This is a genomic window from Pseudomonas sp. S3_B08, from assembly GCF_054667725.1.
Genome location: NZ_CP162750.1, coordinates 5,704,525 through 5,726,870 on the forward strand (window position 1 = coordinate 5,704,525; position 22,346 = coordinate 5,726,870).

Here is a 22,346-nt window from a genome sequence, read left to right on the forward strand (position 1 = left end):
GTGATGAAGTTAGCCATTGTTACGGCTTGCCCGAACGGCATGGTCACCAGTGTGCTGTGCGCGCGTCTGCTCGATGCAGCGGCGCAGCGTCAGGGCTGGAGCACCAGCGTTGAAGTGGTCGATCCGGCACACCCGGAACGCGAGTTGTCGGCGGCGACCATCGAAGCCGCCGAGTGGGTGTTGCTGGTCACCACCGGCGCGGTGGACATGAGTCGCTTCGTCGGCAAGCGCGTGTTCCAGATCGCTCCGGCGCAGGCGCTGCAGGATGTCGAAGCGGTACTGCGTCGCGGTGCTGAAGAAGCCGAAGTCTACGTGGCCAGCGCAGTCGAACCGGCGATTGATGCGCCACGTGCGCCGCGCATCGTCGCCATCACGGCCTGCCCGACCGGCGTCGCCCACACCTTCATGGCCGCCGAAGCGTTGCAGCAGACCGCCAAGCGTCTGGGCTATGAATTGCAGGTCGAAACCCAGGGCTCGGTGGGCGCGAAAACCCCGCTCAGCGCAACGGCCATCGCCGAGGCTGACGTGGTGTTGCTGGCGGCGGATATCGACGTCGCCACCGAGCGTTTCGCCGGCAAGAAAATCTATCGCTGCGGCACGGGCGTTGCGCTGAAGCAATCCGAAGCGACCCTGAAAAGAGCCCTGGCCGAAGGCGCAGTGGAAAGTGCGGCAAGCGACGGCAAGGCCCCGGCCAAGTCCGAGAAAACCGGCGTCTACAAGCACCTGCTCACGGGTGTGTCGTACATGCTGCCAATGGTGGTGGCGGGTGGTTTGCTGATCGCATTGTCGTTCGTGTTCGGCATCACCGCGTACAAGGAAGAAGGCACGCTGGCGGCGGCGCTGATGCAGATCGGCGGCGACACCGCGTTCAAGCTGATGGTGCCGTTACTCGCCGGTTACATCGCCTACTCGATCGCCGATCGCCCGGGCCTTGCGCCGGGGATGATCGGCGGTTTGCTCGCAGGCACTCTGGGCGCCGGATTCATCGGCGGGATCATTGCCGGTTTCATTGCCGGTTACGCCGCCAAAGCCATCGCCCGCTATGTGAAATTGCCGCAGAGCCTGGAAGCGTTGAAGCCGATTCTGATCATCCCGTTGCTGGCCAGTCTGGTCACCGGCCTGGTGATGATTTACGTGGTCGGCAAACCGGTCGCCGGCATGCTCGCCGCGCTTACCCAGTTTCTCGACAGCATGGGCACCACCAACGCGATTCTGCTCGGCGTATTGCTCGGCGGCATGATGTGCGTCGACCTCGGCGGGCCGATCAACAAGGCTGCCTATGCGTTTTCGGTGGGGCTGCTGGCCTCGCAGAGTTACGCACCGATGGCCGCGACCATGGCCGCCGGCATGGTGCCGCCGATCGGTCTGGGCATCGCCACGTTCATTGCCCGGCGCAAGTTCGCGCAGACCGAGCGCGAGGCCGGCAAAGCAGCGTTCGTGCTGGGCCTGTGCTTTATCTCGGAAGGGGCGATTCCGTTTGCTGCGAAAGATCCGCTGCGGGTGATCCCGGCGAGCATCGCCGGGGGTGCGCTGACCGGTGCCTTGTCGATGTACTTCGGCTGCAAACTGATGGCGCCGCACGGTGGCTTGTTCGTGCTGGCGATCCCCAATGCGATCAACCATGCGCTGCTGTATCTGCTGGCGATTGTTGCGGGGAGCCTGGTTACGGCGTTGGTGTATGCGCTGCTTAAACGGCCTGAGGCTGTCGAACTACCACTGGAACCCGCCAAGGCCTGACCGACAACATCAAATCACTGTGGGAGCGAGCCTGCTCGCGAAAGCGGAGTGCCAGCTGAAGATGTGGTAACTGGCAGGACGCCTTCGCGAGCAGGCTCGCTCCCACAGGAGTCTGCATTGTCATAGCCGGTTCATACACCCGTGCTTAAGTTTTCCCTTTTGCAGGGAGAACACCATGAGCGATTTCAATCTCGGTCGGCGTCGCGTCATGCAAGCGGTCGGCGCCGGGCTGTTGCTGCCGGGGCTGGCGCCGGCGGTGATTGCCTCGGTCAAGGATCGTCCGCAGCTCACCGACGGCGTGCAGTCCGGCGACCTGCTCGGCGACCGCGCGATGATCTGGAGCCGCAGCGATCGGCCGGCGCGCATGGTGGTGGAGTGGGACACCGGCAGCCTGTTCGGCAACCCGCGCAAATTCGTCTCGCCACTGGCCGATGCGCGCAGCGATTTCACCGCCCGCGTCGAACTCACCGGCCTGCCGGCCAACCAGGCAATCTTCTATCGCGTGCACTTCGAAGATGCGCAGAACGGCGTCGCCAGCGAGCCGTGGTTCGGCCATCTGCGCAGCGTGCCGACGACAAAACGCGACATTCGTTTTGTCTGGAGCGGTGACACCGTCGGCCAGGGCTTCGGGATCAACCCGGACATCGGCGGCATGCGCATCTACGAAGCCATGCGCCTGCGCCTGCCGGACTTCTTTATTCACAGCGGCGACACCATCTACGCCGACGGCCCGGTGCCCGCGCAACTGACCACCGAAAGCGGGCGCATCTGGCGCAATATCACCACCGAAGCCAAGAGCAAAGTCGCGCAGACTCTCGACGATTATCGCGGCAACTATCGCTACAACCTGATGGACGAAAACATCCGCCGCTTCAACGCCGAAGTGCCGCAGATCTGGCAGTGGGACGATCACGAAGTGGTCAACAACTGGTCACCGGGCAAGCAGCTGGATGAGCGTTATAAGGAGAAAGATATCCACAAGCTGGTCGGCCGCGCGCGGCAGGCGTGGCTGGAATATGCGCCGATGCGTTTGCAAGCGGCGGACGGCGGCGGGCGCATTTATCGCAAGCTCAGTTACGGGCCGATGCTCGACGTATTCGTGCTGGATATGCGCAGCTATCGCGAAGCCAACGACGACAACCTGGGCGCGGCAAAACCGTTTCTCGGCCGCGAGCAGCTGGACTGGCTCAAGCGTGAATTGCAGGCATCGACGGCGCAGTGGAAAGTCATCGCCGCCGACATGCCCATCGGCCTTGGCGTGCCGGACGGCGAGGTCAGTGCGGGCGTTGCGCGTTGGGAAGCCGTGGCCAACGGCGACCCCGGCCCGGCGCAGGGGCGAGAGCTGGAAATCGCCGAGCTGCTCGGATTTTTACGTGCGCAGCAGGTGCGTAATTTCGTGTTTCTGACGGCGGACGTGCATTACTGCGCGGCGCATCACTACCACCCGGACCGCGCGGCGTTTCAGGATTTCGAACCGTTCTGGGAATTTGTCGCCGGGCCGCTGAATGCCGGCAGTTTCGGGCCGAATCCGCTGGACAAGACGTTTGGCCCTGAGGTGGTGTTCGAGAAAGCACCGCCCGCACAGAACACCTCGCCGTTTGCCGGGTTTCAGTTTTTTGGCGAGGTGAATATCGAAGGGCAGAGCGGGGAGATGAGTGTGGTGTTGCGGGATCTGGATGGCATCGCTGTTTTCGAACAGAAACTCCAACCGGTCTGAGCACCGCGTCCCCTGTGGGAGCGAGCCTGCTCGCGAAAGCGGACTTACAGCCAACACCAATGTTGACTGTTAAATCGCCTTCGCGAGCAGGCTCGATCCCACAAGGGGATGGTGTTTGGTCAGTAAACGTCCCGGCGATAGCGGCCCTGTTCGATCAGGCGTTCGACTTCGGCGCTGCCGAGGATATCGTTGAGGGCCTGGTCTACGCCTGAGGCCATCCCTTGAAGGCTGCCGCAGATATAGATAACGGCACCATCAGCCAACCACTTCTTCAGTTCATCCGCCGACTCACGCAAGCGATCCTGCACATAAACCTTCTCAGCCTGATCCCGCGAAAACGCCAGATCCAGCCGCGCCAGATCGCCATTGACCAGCCATTCCTCCAGCTCGGCGCGGCAGAGGAAGTCGTGCTCGCGGTTGCGCTCGCCGAACAGCAGCCACTGCCGTTGCTGACCATCGGCAATGCGTGCCTTGAGCAAACTGCGCAGGCCGGCGAGGCCTGTGCCGTTGCCCAGCAGGATCATCGGCACGGGCTCGTTCGGCAGGTGGAAACCGCTGTTGCGCCGCACGCGCAGGCTGATGCTGCCGCCCACAGGCGCATGCTCGGTGAGCCAGCCGGAGCCGATGCCGAGGCTGCCGTCGTTGTGCTGTTCCTGACGCACGATCAGCTCCAGCAAGCCGTCAGCGGCAATCGAGGCGATCGAGTATTCGCGCATCGCCAGTGGCACCATCGCGTCGACCAGCGACTGCGCATGCAAGCCGACCAGATGCGCGCGGTGCTCGGGCAGTTGCCGTGAGGCGAGGGCCACTTCCAGCGGCTCGTCGATGCCGTTGACCTTCACCGGTGTTTCGCCACGAATGCCGAGGCCTTCGAGGAAATGTTCGATGGCCCACGGGCAGTTGCGTGGCAGCACTTCGACCAGATCACCGGCCAGCCAACTGCGGGTGTCCGGGGCTTTGAGGCCGAGCAGATAGACCGGCGCGCCGCTGCTGTCGGGGTTCATCAGTTCGCGCCGCACCAGCGTCCAGTTGTCGTAGCTGGGTGCTTGCCGGGTTTCGCTCGGCGCCTGTCCGGTGAGCTGGCCGAGTTGCGTTTGCCAGTGACGCAGCGCGTAGGGATCGGCGCTGTCGACCTCCACCGGGGCGAACAGCGTCTTGCCGCCGTGCTCGCCGAGCCATTGATGCAAGCGTTTGGCGAAGCCACAGAAGTGCGCGTACTGCCGATCGCCGAGGCCGAGCACGGCGTAGTTGAGCCCATCGAGTGTCGAGGCTTTGGCCAGCACTTTGCGTTCGAAACCACGGGCGCTGTCCGGCGCTTCGCCGTCGCCGAAGGTGCTGACCACGAACAACGCGTTATTGGAATTGCGCAGTTCCTGTTCGCCGATATTGGCCAGCGGCTGCACGTTGACCGGCAACCCGGCGGCCTGCAATTGTCCGGCGGTCTGCCACGCCAATTGTTCGGCGAAACCGCTCTGGCTGGCGAAACCGATCAGCCAGGCCGAAGCCTCGGTGGACGGTTGCGCGAGGCCCAGGCGGGCATCCTTGATCTGCTTTTTCTTGCGCCGACGATCCAGATACAGCAGCCAGCCAGTGATGAAGAACAGCGGCATGCACACCGCCGCGATCGTCACGATGATGCGCCCGACAAGGCCGAAATAGCTGCCGACGTGCAGCGCATAAATGCTGGTCAGCAGTTGGGCCTTGAAGCTTTTGTCGGCATAGCGGTCGACGCGTTTGACCACGCCGGTGGCCGGGTCGAGGGTGATCTGGTTCAGCGCGCGGTCATGGGGCGAGCTGTCGAGCAGGTAGAACACCGTCGCCGGCTGGCCGGCCACCGCCGGCATGCGAATGTTGTACGCGGCCAGACCCGGGCCGGCAGCGCTGTAGATGCTGCTCCACATCGCTGAGTAGTCGGCGGTCGGTGCCGGACCTTCCGGCGCCGGGCCGCGACCGCCGCGTACGCGTTCGTTTTGCGGCGCGTCGGAAAGCAGTCGGGTCAGACCCTTGTTGTACCACTCGTACGACCATGACAAGCCGGTCAACGCCAGCAGCAGATAGACCAAAAGGCACCAGGTACCGGCCACCGAGTGCAGATCCCAATTGAACGCGCGGCCCTTCTTTTTCCAGTCCAGGGTCAACCACACGCGCCAGCTGTTCCACTGGCGTGGCCAGCGCAGATACAGGCCGGAGAGGCAGAAGAACAACAGCATCAAGGTGCAGGCGCCGGTGATGTTGCGCCCGGTGTCGCCCATGGCGAGAAAACGGTGCAGTTGCAACATCAGGCCGAAGAAGTCCTGGCCGGTGGCATCGCCCTTGAACTCGGCGGTGTACGGGTCGAAGTAGCGCATTTCGCCACGTCGTTCGCCCTTGGGCGGGGTGAAGAACACCCGTGCGGCGTGACCGCTGTCGGTCTCGACCCAGAGCATCGCGACTTTCTTGCCGGACGCGGCTTCGATGCGTTCCACCAGTTCCACTGGCGGCAGCACGCCGGCGACCTGTTTTTCCACCTGCAGAACGGACGGATTGAGCGCGCGCAGGATCTCGTCCTGAAACGAATAGGCCGCGCCGGTGATGCCCATCAGGGCCAGCACCAGCCCTGCGGTGATGCCAAAAAACCAGTGCAACTGGAACAGGGTTTTCTTCAACACGTCACTCGCCGTCCGTTCGGAAATTGTCATCACGGCGCGCATTATGCCGTGGGTTATCAAGAAGCGTTTTGCGTAACACACGAAAGCCCCGTTCAACTGAATGAACGGGGCCGAGCCTCGCGGCGCATTCCCTGTGGGAGCGAGCCTGCTCGCGAAAGCGGTGTGTCAGTCAGCATCGATGTTGCTGAAAGATTGCCTTCGCGAGCAGGCTCGCTCCCACAGGTTTTCACATCGGTCAGAAGTGGAAATTGGTGCTCAACAGCGCCGTACGTCCCGCCGCCTGGTTGGCGAAGTGGGTCGAGAAGGCTTTGTCGTAATAGGTTTCGTCGGTCAGGTTCTGCACGTTGAGTTGCAGGTCGACGTTCTTGGTCAGCTTGTAGGCCGCCATCGCGTCGTAACGCACGTACGAATCGACCATCGTCGTGTTGGCGACACTGCCGTAGACGTCGTCGACGTAGAACGCGCCACCACCGATCGTCAGCTTTGGCGTGACCTGATACGTGGTCCACAGGCTGGCGCTGTTTTTCGGCGTGTTCGGCAGATCGTTGCCGTCGTTGGCGCGACCCAACGGACCACCGTCAACCTGTTCGCTGTCCATGAAGGCGTAACCGGCGAACACCTGCCACTTGTCGGTAATCTTGCCGCTGGCCGACAGTTCGAAGCCTTGTACGCGGGTCTTGCCGGCGTTCTCGTAGGAACTGGTATCGACTTGCACGCGAGCGTTTTCCTTCTCGGTGCGGAAGATGTCGGCGGTCAGCGACAGGCGATCATTGAGCAGATCCCACTTGGTGCCGATTTCGTAGTTCTTGGTGGTTTCCGGCTCCATGTCGCTGCTCAGCAGGTTGCCGCTGCGATCCGGTGTGCCGCCCAGCGGGTTGCCTTCCTGACCTTCGCCCAAGGTGTTGCCCGGCGGTGTCGCCGAGGTCGCATAAGAGGCGTAGATGCTGCCGTTTTCCGCCGGCTTGTAGACCACGCCGAACTGACCGGTGACGAATTCGCTGGTGTCATCGCCCTTGGAGGTGGTGGTCCCTGCGGCGTTGTAGGTTTTGTAATCGGTGTCGAAGTGGTCGTAGCGCAGGCCCATGTTCACCAGCCATTGCTCGGACAATTCCAGCGTGTCGAACACGTAGAGCGCGTAGGTGTCGGCCTGGGTGTCGGTACCGGCGTAGTTACGCGAGATCGCGCCGTTCCACGGATCGTTCGGGTTCGGGTTCGACAGCGAGGTGCAGTTGTAACCGCTGGCGGCGCCGATCAGGCCCGGGTTGCAATTGGTGGTGACGGTGCTGGTGCGCGGCGTGGTGTCGGTGTTGACGTTGTACGAGGATTTCTCGCTCTGCTCACGGGTGTATTCGACACCGGTGGAGAAGCTGTTCTTGAAACCGCCCACGTAGAAGGTGCCGAACAGATCGGTCTGGTTGGTGGTGGTTTCGGTGTTGCTCACCCGCGTGTTGGCCCGACGCCAGACGCTGCCGTTGTTGACGTTGCCCTTGCTGTCGTCCGGCTGGGTGAGGATGTAATCCTGCATGCTGCTGCCGTGGCGCAGGGTGTTCTTGATGGTCAGCGCATCATTGAGGTCGTGCTCGATGGCGAAGGTCGCGGTGTCGGTGCGGCCCTTGCGGAAGTCACGGTCCAGACCATAGAAGTTGTCGTGATCGCCACCGGCGTACGGCTTGTCCGGGTTGGACTTGGTGCGTGCGGCCGAACCACCGGTGGGAATGGTGTACGGGATGCCCGAGTCCGGGGTGTCGTTGCTTTCCAGATGGTAGTAGTCGAGGTTTACACGGGTATCGGTGCCCAGGCCGAAGGCCAGCGACGGCGCGATGCCCCAACGGTCGTAATCGACCTTGTCGCGACCGGCGACGTTGCTCTCGTGGCTCATCAGGTTGAGACGGCCGGCAGCGCTGTCGCTGAACTGATAGTTGCCGTCGAGGGTGTAGCGCTGGGTCTGGTCGGAGCCGTAGGTGAAGCCGCCGTCGAACGAGTTGCCCAGATGGGCTTTCTTGCTCACCAGGTTGATGCTGCCGCCGGCGGCGCCGCGACCGCCAATCGCCGAGTTCGGGCCTTTGCTGACTTCGATGTTTTCCACGGCGAAGATTTCGCGGCTCTGCGAACCGGTGTCGCGCACGCCGTCCAGGTAAGTGTCACCCTGAGCATCGAAGCCGCGAATGAATGGACGGTCGCCCTGCGGGTTGCCGCCTTCACCGGCACCGAAGGTAATGCCCGGCACGGTACGCAGGGCGTCCTGCATATTCAGCGCGCCGGTGTCCTTGAGCACTTGCTGCGGGATGACGGTGACCGAGCGCGGCGTGTCGACCAGCGGTGCGGTGTACTTGGGCGAGGAGGCTTTTTCGACCTGATAGGAGGTCGAGTCCTGGGCTTCACCAGTGATGGCGGTGGCATCCAGGGCAATGGCGTTGCCGGAAGTTTTGCTCTCGGTTTTTTCCGCCGCGAAGACCATCTGCCCAGCCGAGCCGGCGGTGATTGCGACACCGATTGCCGAGGCGAGCAGACGTGGTGAACTGACCGGTAATTGTGCGTGTTGACGTGCCATTTTTATTCCCCTCCCCAAGGATTTGAGGCGGCGGAATATAGGGTAAACAGGTATTCGTATCAATTGCGAAACATTGTTATTCGCATTGAATTTACATTCTTTACAATTTGCCCTTACGGTTTCTGCCCGTTCATTCGTCTTGCGGGTTTTACACGGTCAATAAGAATCAATACCATTGCCGCCTTCTTGCCATCAGGTGACATCGCCATGCTGCTGCACATTCCCGGGCTGTTCGCAAAAGATGAAGTGCAGCGCATCCGCCAGGCACTGGAGCAAGCGGATTGGGCCGACGGCAAGATCACCGCCGGCTTCCAGTCGGCCAAGGCCAAGCACAATCTGCAACTGCCCGAAGGCCACCCGCTGGCCAAGGAAATCGGCGCGGCGATGCTCGAGCGGCTGTGGAAGAATCCGCTGTTCATGTCTGCCGCACTGCCGCACAAAGTCTTCCCACCGCTAGTGAACTGCTACACGGCCGGCGGCAGTTTCGATTTTCACATCGACAACGCCGTGCGCCAGCCCAAGGGCAGCATCGAGCGGGTGCGCACCGATTTGTCGGCTACGCTGTTTTTCAGCGAGCCGGAAGATTACGACGGCGGCGAACTGGAGATTCAGGACACCTACGGCACCCAGCGCGTGAAGCTGCCGGCCGGCGACATGGTGTTGTATCCGGGCACCAGTTTGCACAAGGTCAATGCGGTCACACGTGGTGCGCGTTATGCCTCGTTTTTCTGGACGCAGAGCCTGGTGCGCGAAGACAGCCAGCGCGCGCTGCTGTTCGAAATGGACGGGGCGATTCAGCAGCTTACGCAGGACATGCCAGATCACCCTTCGCTGATCCGCCTCACTGGCACTTATCACAACCTGCTGCGGCGCTGGGTCGAGGTATGAGTTTCCAGTTGCGCCGCGAGGAAGTTCTCGACGCCGCCGGGTTGACGGCAATGCTTGAAGAAAGCCCGGCCCGCGCTGCGCAGGCGATTTTGCTGGCGGCGGGCGAGGGCGAGGTTGAAGCGCAGGCGCTGCTTGGGCAGATCCTGCTGGACGGTCAGGGCATCGCGCAGGATCAACCGCTTGCATTGCGCTGGTTCGGCATCGCCGCCGGTCGCGGGCATCTGATGGCGCGCAACATGCTCGGGCGTTGTCATGAGCATGGTTGGGGTTGTGCGGCGGATGCCTCGGTCGCGGCGCAGCATTATCGAATCGCTGCCGAGGCGGGGCTGGACTGGGCGATGTACAACTTTGCCAATCTACTGGCCACCGGGCGCGGGGTGACGGTTGATCATCAGCATGCGCTGGCGTTGTACCGGCGCGCGGCTGAGTTGGGTCACGCGAAATCGATGAATCTGCTGGGGCGCTATCTGGAGGAAGGGCAGGTGTGTCAGGCGGATCCGCTGGCGGCGCGTGACTGGTATCGGCGTTCGGCTGAGGGAGGGGATTTTCGTGGGCAGTTCAGTTATGCGGCGGTGTTGGCGGCTGAGGGGCGGGTTGATGAAGCGGTTGTTTGGCTTGAGAAAGCCTTGGCCGGCGGCAATCTGAATTTCCTGCGGGTGGCGAGTGAAACGCTGTTAAGTGCTACAGATCCAAAAATCCAGGGGATGGCTGCTCGGTTCTCGCTTCGCTATGCAGAATTGCAGCGCGTCTGAATTCGCAAGCCCTCACCCTCTCCCGGAGGGGAGAGGGGACTGATTGGGGGATGTTTAAGAGGTACGCCGACCTGAAAGTGCTTTGCCGAATCCATAATCGACTCGATCCTTCTGGTCGGTGCATGATGCGCTACACCTCGGTCGGCTCCCTCTCCCTTGGGAGAGGGCTGGGGTGAGGGGCCTCGGTTTCAAGTACCCCGCAAAACTTCAAGTCGAACGCACAGACACAAAAAAGCCCATGACACGTCATGGGCTTTTCACTTGCAGCTAGCAGCTAGAAACTTGCCGCTGCCTCTTAAACGTAAAACGACTTCAGCGGCGGGAAGCCATTGAACTCGACCGCGCTGTAACTGGTGGTATACGCACCGGTCGACAACCAGTACAGACGATCACCAATCGCCAGGTTCAGCGGCAGGCCATACTTGTAGTTCTCGTACATGATGTCGGCGCTGTCGCAGGTCGGGCCGGCGATGACGACTTCTTCCATCTCGCCTTTCTTCTCGGTCCAGATCGGGAACTTGATCGCTTCGTCCATGGTTTCGATCAGGCCGGAGAACTTGCCCACATCCGTGTAAACCCAACGCTCGACAGCAGTGCGCGACTTGCGCGCAACCAACACCACTTCGCTGACCAGAATACCGGCGTTGGCAATCAGCGAACGGCCCGGCTCGAGGATGATTTCCGGCAGGTCGTCACCGAAATCTTCCTTGAGGAAGCGAATAATCTCTTCGGCGTAGGTTTCCAGGCTGTTGGTGCGGGTGATGTAGTTGGCCGGGAAGCCGCCGCCCATGTTGATCAGCTTCAGGTGAATGCCGTCTTCTTCTTTCAGACGCTCGAAAATTACTTTGACCTTGGCGATCGCCGCGTCCCAGACGCTGATGTCGCGCTGTTGCGAGCCGACGTGGAACGAGATGCCGTACGGCACCAGACCGAGGTCGCGAGCGAGGATCAGCAAGTCCATGGCCATGTCGGTCTGGCAGCCGAACTTGCGCGACAGCGGCCAGTCAGCAGTGGTCGAGCCTTCAGTGAGGATGCGCACATAGACTTTCGAACCCGGTGCAGCCTTGGCGATGTTGCGCAGGTCGGCTTCCGAGTCGGTGGAGAACAGACGCACGCCTTTCTCGTAGAAGTAGCGGATGTCCTTGGATTTCTTGATGGTGTTGCCGTAGCTGATACGGTCCGGGCTGACGCCGCGATCCATGACTTTGTCCAGCTCGTAGATCGAGGCGATATCGAAGCTCGAACCCTTGTCTTTGAGCAGGTCGATGATCTCGACGGCCGGGTTGGCCTTGACCGCGTAGTAGACCTTGGCGAATTCGAAACCGGCGCGCAGGTCATCGTAGGCCTGGGCGATCATCGCGGTGTCGATCACCACGAACGGGGTTTCCTGTTTGTCGGCGAACGCCTTCATTTTGTCGAATGTAGCGCGCGCGAAATAGTCTTCGACCTGGATCGACATGCTGGGTGCTCCTATGGGCAAACTCGTAAAAACAATGGGTGCATGAACGCCCTCCGTATCCCCACTTTGGTTCGCCTACTTCCCAAGGCATTGCCGCCGAAAGCAAAAAGGCCCAGAGATGTGCAGCTATCCCTTGGCCTTGCTGTCTCGTCGTCAGTACTTGAGCCGGATGGATCGTTTCCAGCATGGACGTTCGGCGCGAACTTTAGGGCGTGAGGGGCGCGAGATCAACTAAAAATGTCGCGTTTTTGCACGCTTCTGACGTGCGTCGCGTTCATCACTCCTTCTACCCGACCGAGATGACGGGCAGATGTTCCCGGCGAATTTTCGAGTGTTAAACATATCTGCACGTTCGTGGCTTTTGTCGGCTAGATCACAGGTAAGTGTGATAGCGGCAACATCGGCGACGTTGGCAGCGAGAGAGTCTTTTGAAGGGGGATTTGGACCTTGAAGAAGCTGAATTGACGACGCTCTTGCAGGAGAGGCTGTTGAGATTCTTTGTCACCCAGTGAAGATCAACAAAATTGCGTAGGTCCTGTGGGAGCGAGCCTGCTCGCGAAGGCATTTTCACAGCCGCCATCAGCGTCGACTGATATTGCGCTTTCGCGAGCAGGCTCGCTCCCACAGGGATCGGGTTTCAACCGCGTAGATGGTTTACGCGACCACGGTCTCAGCCGGCGAGACGATACTGGTCTTCATCCCCCGTGAACGTCCCGAACTCAGGTATGCCGCAATCGACTCCTGCGTCACTTCACCGAGGAATACCCGTTCGGCATCCATCACCGGCAGCCAGGCGCGGTTGAACTCGTACATGCGCGACAACAGGATGCGCAGGTGCTCGTCGTACGCTGCGGTGGCGTTGAACTCGCGCAGGAATTGCGCGCAGGTGCCGGTCTGGCGATGCAGGTCGCGACGGCGCACGTAACCCAGCGCCTTGTTCTCGGCGCAGGTAACCACCACGTAGCGACGGTCGTGCTCGTCCATCAATTCCAGCGCATCGGCCACTGGCGTCTCCGGACTTACCGACGGCGCGTTGTCCGCCGCGTCTTCGGCTTTCACCAACAGCAGGCGTTTGAGCGTGCTGTCCTGACCGACGAAATTGCTGACGAAATCATCCGCCGGATGCGCGAGCAGGGTGTCCGGGTGGTCGATCTGCAGCAGTTTGCCGGCGCGGAAAATGGCGATCTTGTCGCCCAGTTTGATGGCTTCGTCGATGTCGTGGCTGACCATGATTACGGTCTTGTTCAGCGCGCGTTGCATCTCGAAGAATTCGTTCTGGATCATCTCGCGGTTGATCGGGTCGACCGCGCCGAACGGCTCGTCCATCAACAGCAGCGGCGCATCAGCGGCCAAGGCGCGGATCACGCCGATACGCTGTTGCTGACCACCGGACAATTCACGCGGGTAGCGATGCAGATACTGCTTGGGCTCAAGCTTGATCATGCTCATCAGTTCGCGGGCGCGGTCGTGGCATTTCTGTTTGTCCCAGCCGAGCAGTTTCGGCACCACGACGATGTTTTCTTCGATGGTCATGTTCGGGAACAGACCGATCTGCTGGATCACGTAGCCGATGTTGCGGCGCAGCGTCACTTCGTCGAGATCGGTGGTGTCTTCACCGTTGATGAGGATCTTGCCCGAAGTCGGTTTGATCAGGCGGTTGATCATTTTCAGCGTGGTGCTTTTGCCGCAACCCGATGGCCCGAGGAACACGCAGATCTCGCCTTCATTGACGGTCAGGCTTACCGAATCCACGGCTTTGACATCTTTGCCGTTGCTTTGGAAAGTTTTGCTGAGGTTTTGAAGTTCGATCATTTCAGGAGTCCTTTTGGAGTCAACGAGCGTTGCAGCCATTGGAGAAACAGGTCGGCGAAGATCGCCAGAAGACTGACCAGCAGCGCGCCGACGATAAGCATCGACATGTCACTGCGGCTGATGGAGGCGAGGATCAACACACCGAGGCCGCCGGCGCCGATGGTCGCGGCGATGGTCATCACGCCTATGTTCATCACCACGGCGGTGCGCACGCCAGCGAGGATCACTGGCACCGCAATCGGCAGTTCGACCATGCGCAGGCGCTGGCCGAAGGTCATGCCGATGCCGCGCGCGGCTTCGCGGATGCCCGGTTCAACGCCGGTCAGGGCGAGGTAGGTGTTGCGCATGATCGGCAGCAGCGAATAAAGGAACACGGCGGTGATCGCCGGCAGCGGCCCCAGGCCCTGGCCGAACTTGGAATAGAACGGCAGCAGCAGACCGAACAGGGCGATCGACGGCACGGTCAGCAGCACCGTGGCACTGGCCTGCAGCGGGCCGGCGAGGGTGGGAAAGCGTGTCATCAGGATGCCCAGCGGCACGCCGATGACGATCGCCAGGGTCACGGCGATGCCGACCAGAGTGATGTGCTGCCAGGTCAGGTGCATCACCTGCTGCCAGTCGAGATGGGAAAAGGCGTTCAGAAATTCCATGACTTCTCCTCTCTTAATTCAGTGGATGCTGGCGCAGGAAATCGGCGGCAACGGACGATGGGCTTTCATGATCGACATCGACCCGCGCGTTGAGTTGGCGCATGGTTTCGTCGTCGAACAGTTCGGCCAGCGGCTTGAGTTGTTCGGCCAGTTTCGGGTTGGCGTCCAGCGTGGCCTGACGCACCACGGGAGCTGCGGTGTAGTCGGGGAAGTAATGCTTGTCGTCTTCCAGCAATTTCAGGCCGAAGGCATTGAGCCGGCCATCGGTGGTGTAGACCAGACCGGCAAACACCTGACCGTTACGCAGCGCGGTGTAGACCAGGCCGGCGTCCATCTGGCGGATGTTCTTGCGGGTCAGGTTCATGTCGTAGAGCTTGACCATGCCGTCGAGACCGTCGGAGCGGTTGGCGAACTCGGTGTCCAGCGCTACGAGGTGGTTGGTCTCGGCTTCGGCGCGCAGCACTTCGTTGAGCTGGCTGATGTTGCCGATCTGCGGATATTGCTCGGCGATTTTTTTCGGCAGAGCGAGGGCGTAGGTGTTGCTGAATTTCGACGGCGTCAGCCAGATCAGGCCTTTTTTCGCGTCGAGCTCTTTGACCCGGGCGTAGGACTGCGCGCTGTCGAGTTTTTCAGTGACGTGGTTATAGGCCACCAGCGACACGCCGGTGTATTCCCAGAGCAGGTCCAATTGGCCGCTTTCGTGGGCGCTGCGCGCGAGGTTGCTGCCCAGACCGCCGGTGATTTGCGCGTCGTAGCCTTTGCTGCGCAGGTATTGCGCGGTGATTTCGGCGAGCAGGGTCTGCTCGGTGAAGACCCGGGCGCCGAGGCGGATGACCGGTTTTTCAGCGGCTTGCGCGATTCCTGCGAACAGCAGGACGCAGCCTAAGATCAAGCTAAGTCGTTTCATAAATATTCCTTCGCAAAGCCTTAAGACGGGCGCAGACCGCGTTCCAGCCAGAGACGGCTGGCGAGGGTGACCACGCCATCGAGCAACAGCGCCAACAGCGCGGTGCACGCGGCGCCGAGCAGCAGTTGCGGCTGATTGTTCAGGGCGATGCCCGGGAAGATCAGGCTGCCGAGGCTGTTGGCGCCGATCAGGAACGCCAGCGGCGCAGTGCCGACGTTGATCGCCAGTGCGACCCGCACGCCACCGACGATGATCGGCACGGCGTTGGGCAATTCGACTTTCCACAGCACTTGGCGCGGCGTCATGCCGATGCCGACAGCGGCTTCTTTCAGCGAGCCCTGAACATTTTTCAGGCCTTCATAGGTGTTGCGCACGATCGGCAACAGCGAGGCGAGGAACAGCGCGAAGATCGCCGGGCCACTGCCGATGCCGAGGATGCCCAGCGCAATCGCGAGCACGGCCAGCGGTGGCACGGTATTGCCGATATTGAAGATTTGCATGAAGCGTTCGGCGCGGCCGACCATGCTCGGGCGGCTGAGGAAGATACCGGCGGGAATGCCCACGACAAGGGCGGCCAGCATGGAAGCGAGGACGAGAATCAGATGAGCTTGCAGGTAAAACAACAAATCGTCGCGGTAGTGTTCGATCGTGTTGATGCCGATCCAGTGGACCAGCAGGGCCAGGAGCGCGATCACCACCGCACCTCCCATCAGCCCTTTGCCATAGCGGATAGCCACAGGCGGACTCCTTTTTTTGTAGTCGGCGAGCGCAGTCCCGTGTGGCATGCCAAGCCTTGGCTGCCGGGAGCGTCGTTCGCGAAAAGTAGCCGTTTTTCAGAGCCGGCAAAGCGGTCTGAAAGCGAGCCATGAGCGCAGCCTCGTCAGGCTAACTTGCTGATTTTTCAGCCCCTGACGAAAGTTCGTAACAGGGGATGGACGTCTCCGTGCTTTAAAAGGTTCCCATCTGAGGCAGCATTTGGCCACCCTTAATGTGCTCAACGGTTCGGTTATTGCATCGAGTTGGGCTATAATCGCCGCCCTTTTTTGAATCACCGCCAGGCGATTTCCCATGACCCAACAGGCCGCCGAAGTCGCGAAACGCCGCACTTTCGCCATTATTTCCCACCCCGATGCCGGTAAAACCACGATCACCGAAAAGCTCCTGTTGATGGGCAAGGCGATTGCAGTGGCCGGTACGGTGAAATCCCGTAAATCCGATCGCCATGCGACATCCGACTGGATGGAGATGGAGAAGCAGCGGGGTATTTCCATTACCACGTCGGTCATGCAGTTCCCCTATCGCGAGCACATGATCAACCTGCTCGACACCCCGGGCCACGAAGACTTCTCCGAAGACACCTACCGCACCCTGACAGCGGTGGACTCGGCCTTGATGGTGCTCGACGGCGGTAAGGGTGTAGAGCCACGGACCATTGCGCTGATGGACGTCTGCCGTCTGCGTGACACGCCGATCGTCAGCTTCATCAACAAACTCGACCGTGACATTCGCGACCCGATCGAACTGCTCGACGAGATCGAAGCCGTTCTGAAAATCAAGGCTGCGCCTATCACCTGGCCGATCGGTTGCTACCGCGATTTCAAGGGCGTGTATCACCTGGCCGACGACTACATCATCGTCTACACCGCCGGTCACGGTCACGAGCGCACCGAAACCAAGATCATCGAGAAACTCGACTCCGACGAGGCGCGCGCGCACCTGGGCGATGAGTACGAGCGCTTCATCGAACAGCTGGAACTGGTGCAGGGCGCCTGCCACGAATTCAACCAGCAGGAATTCCTCGACGGCCAACTGACCCCGGTGTTCTTCGGTACCGCGCTGGGCAACTTCGGTGTCGACCACGTGCTCGATGCTGTCGTCGATTGGGCGCCGCGTCCGCTGGCCCGTGTGGCCAATGAGCGTACCGTCGAGCCGGTGGAAGAGAAGTTCTCGGGCTTCATCTTCAAGATCCAGGCGAACATGGACCCGAAACACCGCGACCGCATCGCCTTCATGCGTATCTGCTCCGGCAAGTACGAGAAAGGCATGAAGATGCGCCACGTGCGCACCGGCAAGGACGTGCGCATCGGCGACGCCCTGACGTTCTTCTCCTCCGAGCGTGAACAGCTCGAAGAAGCCTACGCTGGCGACATCATCGGTCTGCACAACCACGGTACGATCCAGATCGGCGACACCTTCAGCGAAGGCGAAGTCCTTGGTTTCACCGGTATTCCGCACTTCGCCCCGGAACTGTTCCGTCGCGTGCGTCTGCGTGATCCGCTGAAGTCCAAGCAGTTGCGTCAGGGCCTGCAGCAGTTGGCGGAAGAGGGCGCGACGCAGGTGTTCTTCCCGGAGCGCAGCAACGACATCATTCTTGGCGCCGTCGGTGTGCTGCAGTTCGATGTGGTCGCCAGCCGCTTGAAAGAGGAATACAAGGTCGAGTGTTCGTATGAGCCGATCACTGTGTATTCGGCGCGCTGGATCGAGTGCGACGACAAGAAGAAGCTTGAGGAGTTTTCCAACAAGGCGGTGGAGAATCTCGCGCTCGATGGCGGTGGTCACCTGACTTACCTGGCGCCGACGCGGGTGAATCTGGCGTTGATGGAAGAGCGCTGGCCGGATGTGAAATTCCGCGCGACGCGGGAGCATCATTAAGGTTTGAGGTGTTTTTCTGAAAGCCCCTGAGGTGTAGGCCTTGGGGGCTTTTTTATGGGCTGCCGCTTTTGGTCTTGGCGGCCGTTGGGCCGACCAGGCTGTTGGGGTTTTGGGTGAATATCCGTTGCTGCGGGGGCTGCGGCTGGCGGTTTCGCCCTTACGGCGACTTACTTTTTTACAAGCGCCTAAAAAAGTAAGCAAAAAACGCTTGCTCCTGCGTTCGGCCCTCGCAGGCTCGGGTTCCTTCGCTCCGGGATCGATCCGGGCGCAGCGGCTCCGGTTTGCTTCGCTGCACCTCCTTCCGCTGTGTTCGACTTCGTCGAACGGTCGCTGCGCTCCCACGCCCGGATCAATCCCTCCACTCAGCCTTCCGATGTCGCCGGTGGATCAAGATCAAGAGCAGGCGAGCTGACACTCGGCCTATTGAGTGGTGAAAAGCGTGTGTGTCCGGCTTTTGATTTGTGTTGTTGCTGCCCCTCACCCCAGCCCTCTCCCGAGGGAGAGGGGGCCGATTGATGATCTGTTCAAATCCCGAGTTCGGCTCGGTATTTCAGGTCGGCGTACCTTGCCCAAGCGACCCGGTCAGTCCCCTCTCCCTCCGGGAGAGGGTTAGGGTGAGGGGCTTTTGATCTTTAACGCCGCGTGAAAAATCAAGTTGAATCCGGGCGCGGCGATTTTTCCGTAAGGCGTTTTCCCTCTACGTCGTAGCCATACTCTGCTTTTACTTCCGCTGACCTCACCCCCACGACATTCCAATCCAAGCCGTCTACTGTTCATCAAACCCTCGCGCCCATCGGACGTTACATGCTCAAAGGACTGACCCAACGCCTGCGCCCCAACGGCTATTTCACCCCCATGGCCTGGGTCCTCGCGGCTCTGTTGTTCATCAACCGCCTCAGCGCCATGGTCAAGTTGTTCATGGCGCTGTACCTGCGTCAGGAACTGGGGCTGGCGATTGAAACCGTCGGCTGGTTGCTTTCGGCCTATGGCGCGGGGTTGTTGGTCGGTTCGATGCTCGGTGGCTGGCTCAGTGATCACGTGCGCACGGCGCGGTTGACGGCGGCGCTGTTTTTCGTTTCGGTGTGGGTGCTGATGCTGTTGGGGCTGGTGACGCAGGTGCCGTGGCTGGCCGCTTTGTTGTTGCTCAGCGGTGTCATCGACGGCGCGATTCGGACGTTGCATCAGCGGCTGATCATGGAGTATTGCGAAGTCGCGCAACGCTCGCGTGCGCAGGCCCTGAGTCGGGTCGCGCGTAATCTCGGCATGGCCGCTGCCGGGGTGGCGGGTGGGGTGTTGGCGCAAGCGGATTTTCGTTGGGTGTTTTTTGCCAGTGCGGCGATGACGATGCTGGCGTTGCTGTGGTTCGTGCGCACAACGTGGCGGCGGCCGGTGCTGGTGGTTGGAGACGAATCCGCCGATGGCTCGAGCGTGCCGCTTCGCGACAAGCCGTTCCTCTGGTTGCTGGCGGCGACGGCCGTGCTCGGCATCGCGTTCGACACGGTCTACAGCACGCTGGGCAATTATCTGCGTGATTACTACCACCTGAGCACAGAGGCGATCGGCTGGCAGTTCGGGCTCAATGCGCTGTTGGTGATCGCTTTACAAATCCCGCTATCGCACGCGGTCGAGCGTTGGGGCTCGCGTTGGCAGATGCTCGTTGGCAGTGTCCTGTTGGCCTGTGGGCTGGGCATGTTGCCGTTCGGTTCCGGCTTGGCTTTTGTCTGTCTGTCGACGCTGATCTGGACGCTGGGCGAGGCGCTGTTCATGCCTCCACTGAATGTGCTGGCGATGCACTTTGCGCAGAGCGGCAAGAGCGGTCAGTACTTCGGGCTGTTCTTCATGAGCTGGAGTGCCAGCGCGTTGTTGTCGCCGGTGCTCAGCGGTCAGCTGTATGGCCAGTTTGGCGGGCACAGCGTCTGGCTGATGAGTGCGCTGCTGGTGCTGATGTCCATTCCACTGACCTGGCAGGCCACACGCGGCGCTTAGCAGTATCGGTTATCGGGGTTATTCGAAAGCAATCTGTGCATCGAGGGCATTTCTCCCCGCACCGCCGCGTCCTAAGTGGTGAGCCGGTCGGATCGCGACTAGATTTCACACGGAGCCAGTCCGGCAAGCATGTCTTAGCGCAACAGGATGGAGTCGGCCATGAAAAGCAGATTGCTACGGGTTTTGATGTTGTTGAAAGTGATGGTGATGCTGTCCCTCGGCACGGCAACGGCCTGGGCCGAGTGCGAGGATCACGAATCTCAGGCGTTCAATGGGCAGGTCGGGCATAGCGGGCTGATGCTGGCCAAATCCGAGTCGGAGCCGGGGGATATGAATCAGGGTGGCAGCGCCGAAGATGATGACTCGACGACCGACGAGCCGGACACCGATGATCCGGATGACGAAGGCGATAGCCAGACATAGATCGCCGGCCAAAGAAAAACCCCTTCTGCCTCGACTGATGCGCAATTGAGGTGGAAGGGGTTTTGTTATCGCGTGAACTCTTGAATCAACACGAATTCCCTGTGGGAGCGAGCCTGCTCGCGAAAGCGGTTAATCAGTCACCGATGATGTTGACCGAAATGACGCCTTCGCGAGCAGGCTCGCTCCCACATGAGATATTTCGTGGGCCTACGCCGCGCCGTCGAGAAACTGCTCGGCGTAGTGGCAAGCCACCTGCCGATTATCCAGCTCACGCAACAGCGGTTCTTCCGTGCTGCAGCGTTCGGTCGCGTACGGGCAGCGCTTGTGGAAAGCGCAGCCCGGTGGCGGGTTCAGCGGGTTGGGCAGTTCGCCGACGATTTTGATTTTCGGCTTGTTCGGGTCCGGGTGGATGGTCGGGGTCGCCGACAGCAGCGCCTGGGTGTACGGGTGCAGCGGGCGTTCGTAGATGTCGTTTTTCGGACCCAATTCCACCGGGCGGCCGAGGTACATCACCATCACGTCATCGGCCACGTGCTGCACCACCGCGAGGTTGTGCGAGATGAACACGTAGGCGGTGTTGAACTCCTGCTGCAAATCCATGAACAGGTTCAGCACCTGGGCCTGAATCGATACGTCCAGTGCCGAAGTCGGTTCGTCCGCGACCAGCACTTTCGGTTGCAGCATCATTGCCCGCGCCAGAGCGATACGCTGGCGCTGACCGCCGGAGAACATGTGCGGATAGCGCTGGTAATGCTCGGGCCGCAAGCCGACCTGCTTCATCATCGCCTGGACTTTCTCGCGACGTTCGCTGGCCGACAGCTTGGTGTTGATCAGCAACGGCTCGGCCAATTGATCACCGATTTTCTGCCGTGGGTTCAACGACGCATACGGGCTCTGAAACACCATCTGCACGTCTTTGCGCAGTTGCTTGCGCTCGGCCTTGTCGGCGCCGGCGACTTCCTGGCCGGCGATCTGCAGCGAACCCGACGACGGCTCTTCGATCAGCGTCAGGGCGCGGGCGAGAGTGGATTTGCCGCAGCCCGACTCACCCACTACGGCGAGGGTCTTGCCGGCTTCCAGTTCGAACGACACGCCGTTAAGCGCGCGCACGGTGGCGTGGCCCTTGAACAGGCCACGGGAGACTTCGTAGTGACGGGTCAGGTCGCGGGCGGTAAGTACGACGGCCATTACGCCACCTCCTGGTTCAGCGGGTAGAAGCAGCGGGCGAGGCTGTTGGCTTTCGGATCAAGGCCCGGACGCTGGGTGCGGCAGTTGTCCTGCACATACGGGCAGCGCGGCGACAGCAGGCAACCCTGCGGTCGGTCGTAACGGCCCGGGACGATGCCCGGCAAGGTCGACAGGCGTGAGGCGCCGAGGCTGTGCTCGGGAATCGCCTTGAGCAGCGCTTCGCTGTACGGGTGCGCCGGTATGTCGAACAGTTGCGGCACCTGACCGACTTCCACGGCTTGACCGGCGTACATCACGCAGACGCGCTGGGCAGTTTCCGCCACGACCGCGAGGTCGTGAGTGATCAGCACCAGGCCCATGTTCTGCTCTTTCTGCAACGCCAGCAGCAGATCCATGATCTGCGCCTGAATCGTCACGTCCAGCGCGGTGGTCGGTTCGTCGGCGATCAACAGTTTCGGCTCGCCGGCAATCGCCATGGCGATCGCGACGCGCTGGCTCATACCGCCAGACAGTTGATGCGGATAGGCGTCCATGCGGCTGGCGGCGCCCGGGATCTCGACCTTTTCCAGCAGTTCGATGGCACGCTTGCGCGCTTGCTTGCCGGACATTTTCAGGTGCAGGCGCAGCACCTCCTCGATCTGGAAACCGACGGTGTAGCTCGGGTTCAGCGCGGTCATCGGGTCCTGGAAGACCATCGACAGGTCTTTGCCGACGATCTGCCGACGCTGACGATTGCTCAGTTTGAGCATGTCCTTGCCGTCGAAGCTGAGCGAGTCAGCGGTGACGATGCCGGGATGCTCGATCAGGCCCATCAGCGCCATCATGGTCACGGATTTACCCGAACCCGACTCGCCAACGATGGCCAGTACTTCGCCCTTGTCGACCTTGAGGTCTAGGCCGTCGACCACCGGGGTCGCGGTCTTGTCGCCGAAGCGGACGTTGAGATTCTTGATTTCTAGCAGTGACATTTGAATCT

General features: G+C 61.0%; 16 protein-coding genes. 7 read left to right on the forward strand and 9 right to left on the reverse strand.

Translation table 11 applies throughout. The features are described 5' to 3' along the window. Positions 1-3: 3 nt before the first annotated feature. Both AB4N73_RS25640 and AB4N73_RS25645 read left to right on the forward strand, forming a co-directional pair. Positions 4-1,737: a PTS fructose-like transporter subunit IIB gene (locus AB4N73_RS25640; RefSeq protein WP_460142719.1), complete on the forward strand. Its 1,734-nt coding sequence runs from the start codon at positions 4-6 to the stop codon at positions 1,735-1,737. Positions 1,738-1,912: 175 nt separating this feature from the next. Next, positions 1,913-3,454, forward strand: coding sequence for an alkaline phosphatase D family protein (locus AB4N73_RS25645; protein WP_460142720.1), 1,542 nt, complete (start codon positions 1,913-1,915; stop codon positions 3,452-3,454). Positions 3,455-3,573: 119 nt separating this feature from the next. On the opposite strand, the gene AB4N73_RS25650 is transcribed toward AB4N73_RS25645, so the two are convergent. Next, positions 3,574-6,102, reverse strand: a complete 2,529-nt coding sequence (locus AB4N73_RS25650) for a PepSY domain-containing protein (RefSeq protein ID WP_460143612.1) — start codon at positions 6,100-6,102, stop codon at positions 3,574-3,576. 235 nt (positions 6,103-6,337) lie between these two features. Then, the gene (locus tag AB4N73_RS25655; protein ID WP_056782900.1) at positions 6,338-8,653 is read right to left on the reverse strand and encodes a TonB-dependent receptor; all 2,316 of its coding nucleotides are present in this window, start codon (positions 8,651-8,653) and stop codon (positions 6,338-6,340) included. A 207-nt stretch (positions 8,654-8,860) separates the two neighbouring features. Here AB4N73_RS25655 and AB4N73_RS25660 point away from each other — a divergent pair, with 207 nt between their 5' ends. Then, complete coding sequence (locus tag AB4N73_RS25660; RefSeq protein ID WP_130928102.1) at positions 8,861-9,541, forward strand: Fe2+-dependent dioxygenase; 681 nt, start codon at positions 8,861-8,863, stop codon at positions 9,539-9,541. Then, complete coding sequence (locus tag AB4N73_RS25665; protein WP_457264379.1) at positions 9,538-10,293, forward strand: tetratricopeptide repeat protein; 756 nt, start codon at positions 9,538-9,540, stop codon at positions 10,291-10,293. The genes AB4N73_RS25660 and AB4N73_RS25665 overlap by 4 nt, the downstream gene beginning before the upstream one ends. Before the next feature lie 295 nt (positions 10,294-10,588). Here AB4N73_RS25665 and AB4N73_RS25670 read toward each other — a convergent pair whose 3' ends face one another. From AB4N73_RS25670 to AB4N73_RS25690, 5 genes are all read right to left on the reverse strand, one after another. Further along, complete coding sequence (locus tag AB4N73_RS25670) at positions 10,589-11,752, reverse strand: type III PLP-dependent enzyme (RefSeq protein ID WP_016771733.1); 1,164 nt, start codon at positions 11,750-11,752, stop codon at positions 10,589-10,591. Between the two features lie 654 nt (positions 11,753-12,406). Beyond that, entirely contained in the window at positions 12,407-13,564 is a 1,158-nt protein-coding gene (locus tag AB4N73_RS25675) for an osmoprotectant ABC transporter ATP-binding protein OsmV (protein ID WP_016771732.1), read from the reverse strand. Further along, positions 13,561-14,214, reverse strand: coding sequence for an ABC transporter permease (locus AB4N73_RS25680; protein WP_039759484.1), 654 nt, complete (start codon positions 14,212-14,214; stop codon positions 13,561-13,563). Before AB4N73_RS25680 ends, AB4N73_RS25675 begins: the two co-directional genes overlap by 4 nt. Before the next feature lie 13 nt (positions 14,215-14,227). Further along, positions 14,228-15,121 carry a glycine betaine ABC transporter substrate-binding protein gene (locus AB4N73_RS25685; RefSeq protein ID WP_252887314.1) on the reverse strand — a complete coding sequence of 298 codons (894 nt, stop codon included), beginning with the start codon at positions 15,119-15,121 and terminating at the stop codon, positions 14,228-14,230. Positions 15,122-15,141: 20 nt separating this feature from the next. Continuing rightward, positions 15,142-15,831 carry an ABC transporter permease gene (locus tag AB4N73_RS25690; protein WP_166554532.1) on the reverse strand — a complete coding sequence of 230 codons (690 nt, stop codon included), beginning with the start codon at positions 15,829-15,831 and terminating at the stop codon, positions 15,142-15,144. 358 nt (positions 15,832-16,189) lie between these two features. Between AB4N73_RS25690 and AB4N73_RS25695 the strand changes: the two genes are divergently transcribed. The 3 genes from AB4N73_RS25695 to AB4N73_RS25705 all read left to right on the forward strand — a co-directional run bounded on the left by AB4N73_RS25695 (position 16,190) and on the right by AB4N73_RS25705 (position 20,182). After that, entirely contained in the window at positions 16,190-17,773 is a 1,584-nt protein-coding gene (locus AB4N73_RS25695; RefSeq protein ID WP_016771727.1) for a peptide chain release factor 3, read from the forward strand. A gap of 804 nt (positions 17,774-18,577) precedes the next feature. Beyond that, complete coding sequence (locus AB4N73_RS25700) at positions 18,578-19,759, forward strand: MFS transporter (RefSeq protein WP_460142721.1); 1,182 nt, start codon at positions 18,578-18,580, stop codon at positions 19,757-19,759. Positions 19,760-19,918: 159 nt separating this feature from the next. Next, positions 19,919-20,182, forward strand: a complete 264-nt coding sequence (locus AB4N73_RS25705; RefSeq protein WP_236169301.1) for a hypothetical protein — start codon at positions 19,919-19,921, stop codon at positions 20,180-20,182. Between the two features lie 207 nt (positions 20,183-20,389). Here the strand turns inward: AB4N73_RS25705 and AB4N73_RS25710 are convergent, their stop codons facing one another. Next, positions 20,390-21,370 (reverse strand): peptide ABC transporter ATP-binding protein, encoded by a 981-nt coding sequence (locus AB4N73_RS25710; RefSeq protein ID WP_041477953.1) that lies wholly within the window; start codon positions 21,368-21,370, stop codon positions 20,390-20,392. Then, complete coding sequence (locus AB4N73_RS25715; RefSeq protein WP_016771722.1) at positions 21,370-22,338, reverse strand: ABC transporter ATP-binding protein; 969 nt, start codon at positions 22,336-22,338, stop codon at positions 21,370-21,372. Before AB4N73_RS25715 ends, AB4N73_RS25710 begins: the two co-directional genes overlap by 1 nt. Positions 22,339-22,346 lie beyond the last annotated feature (8 nt).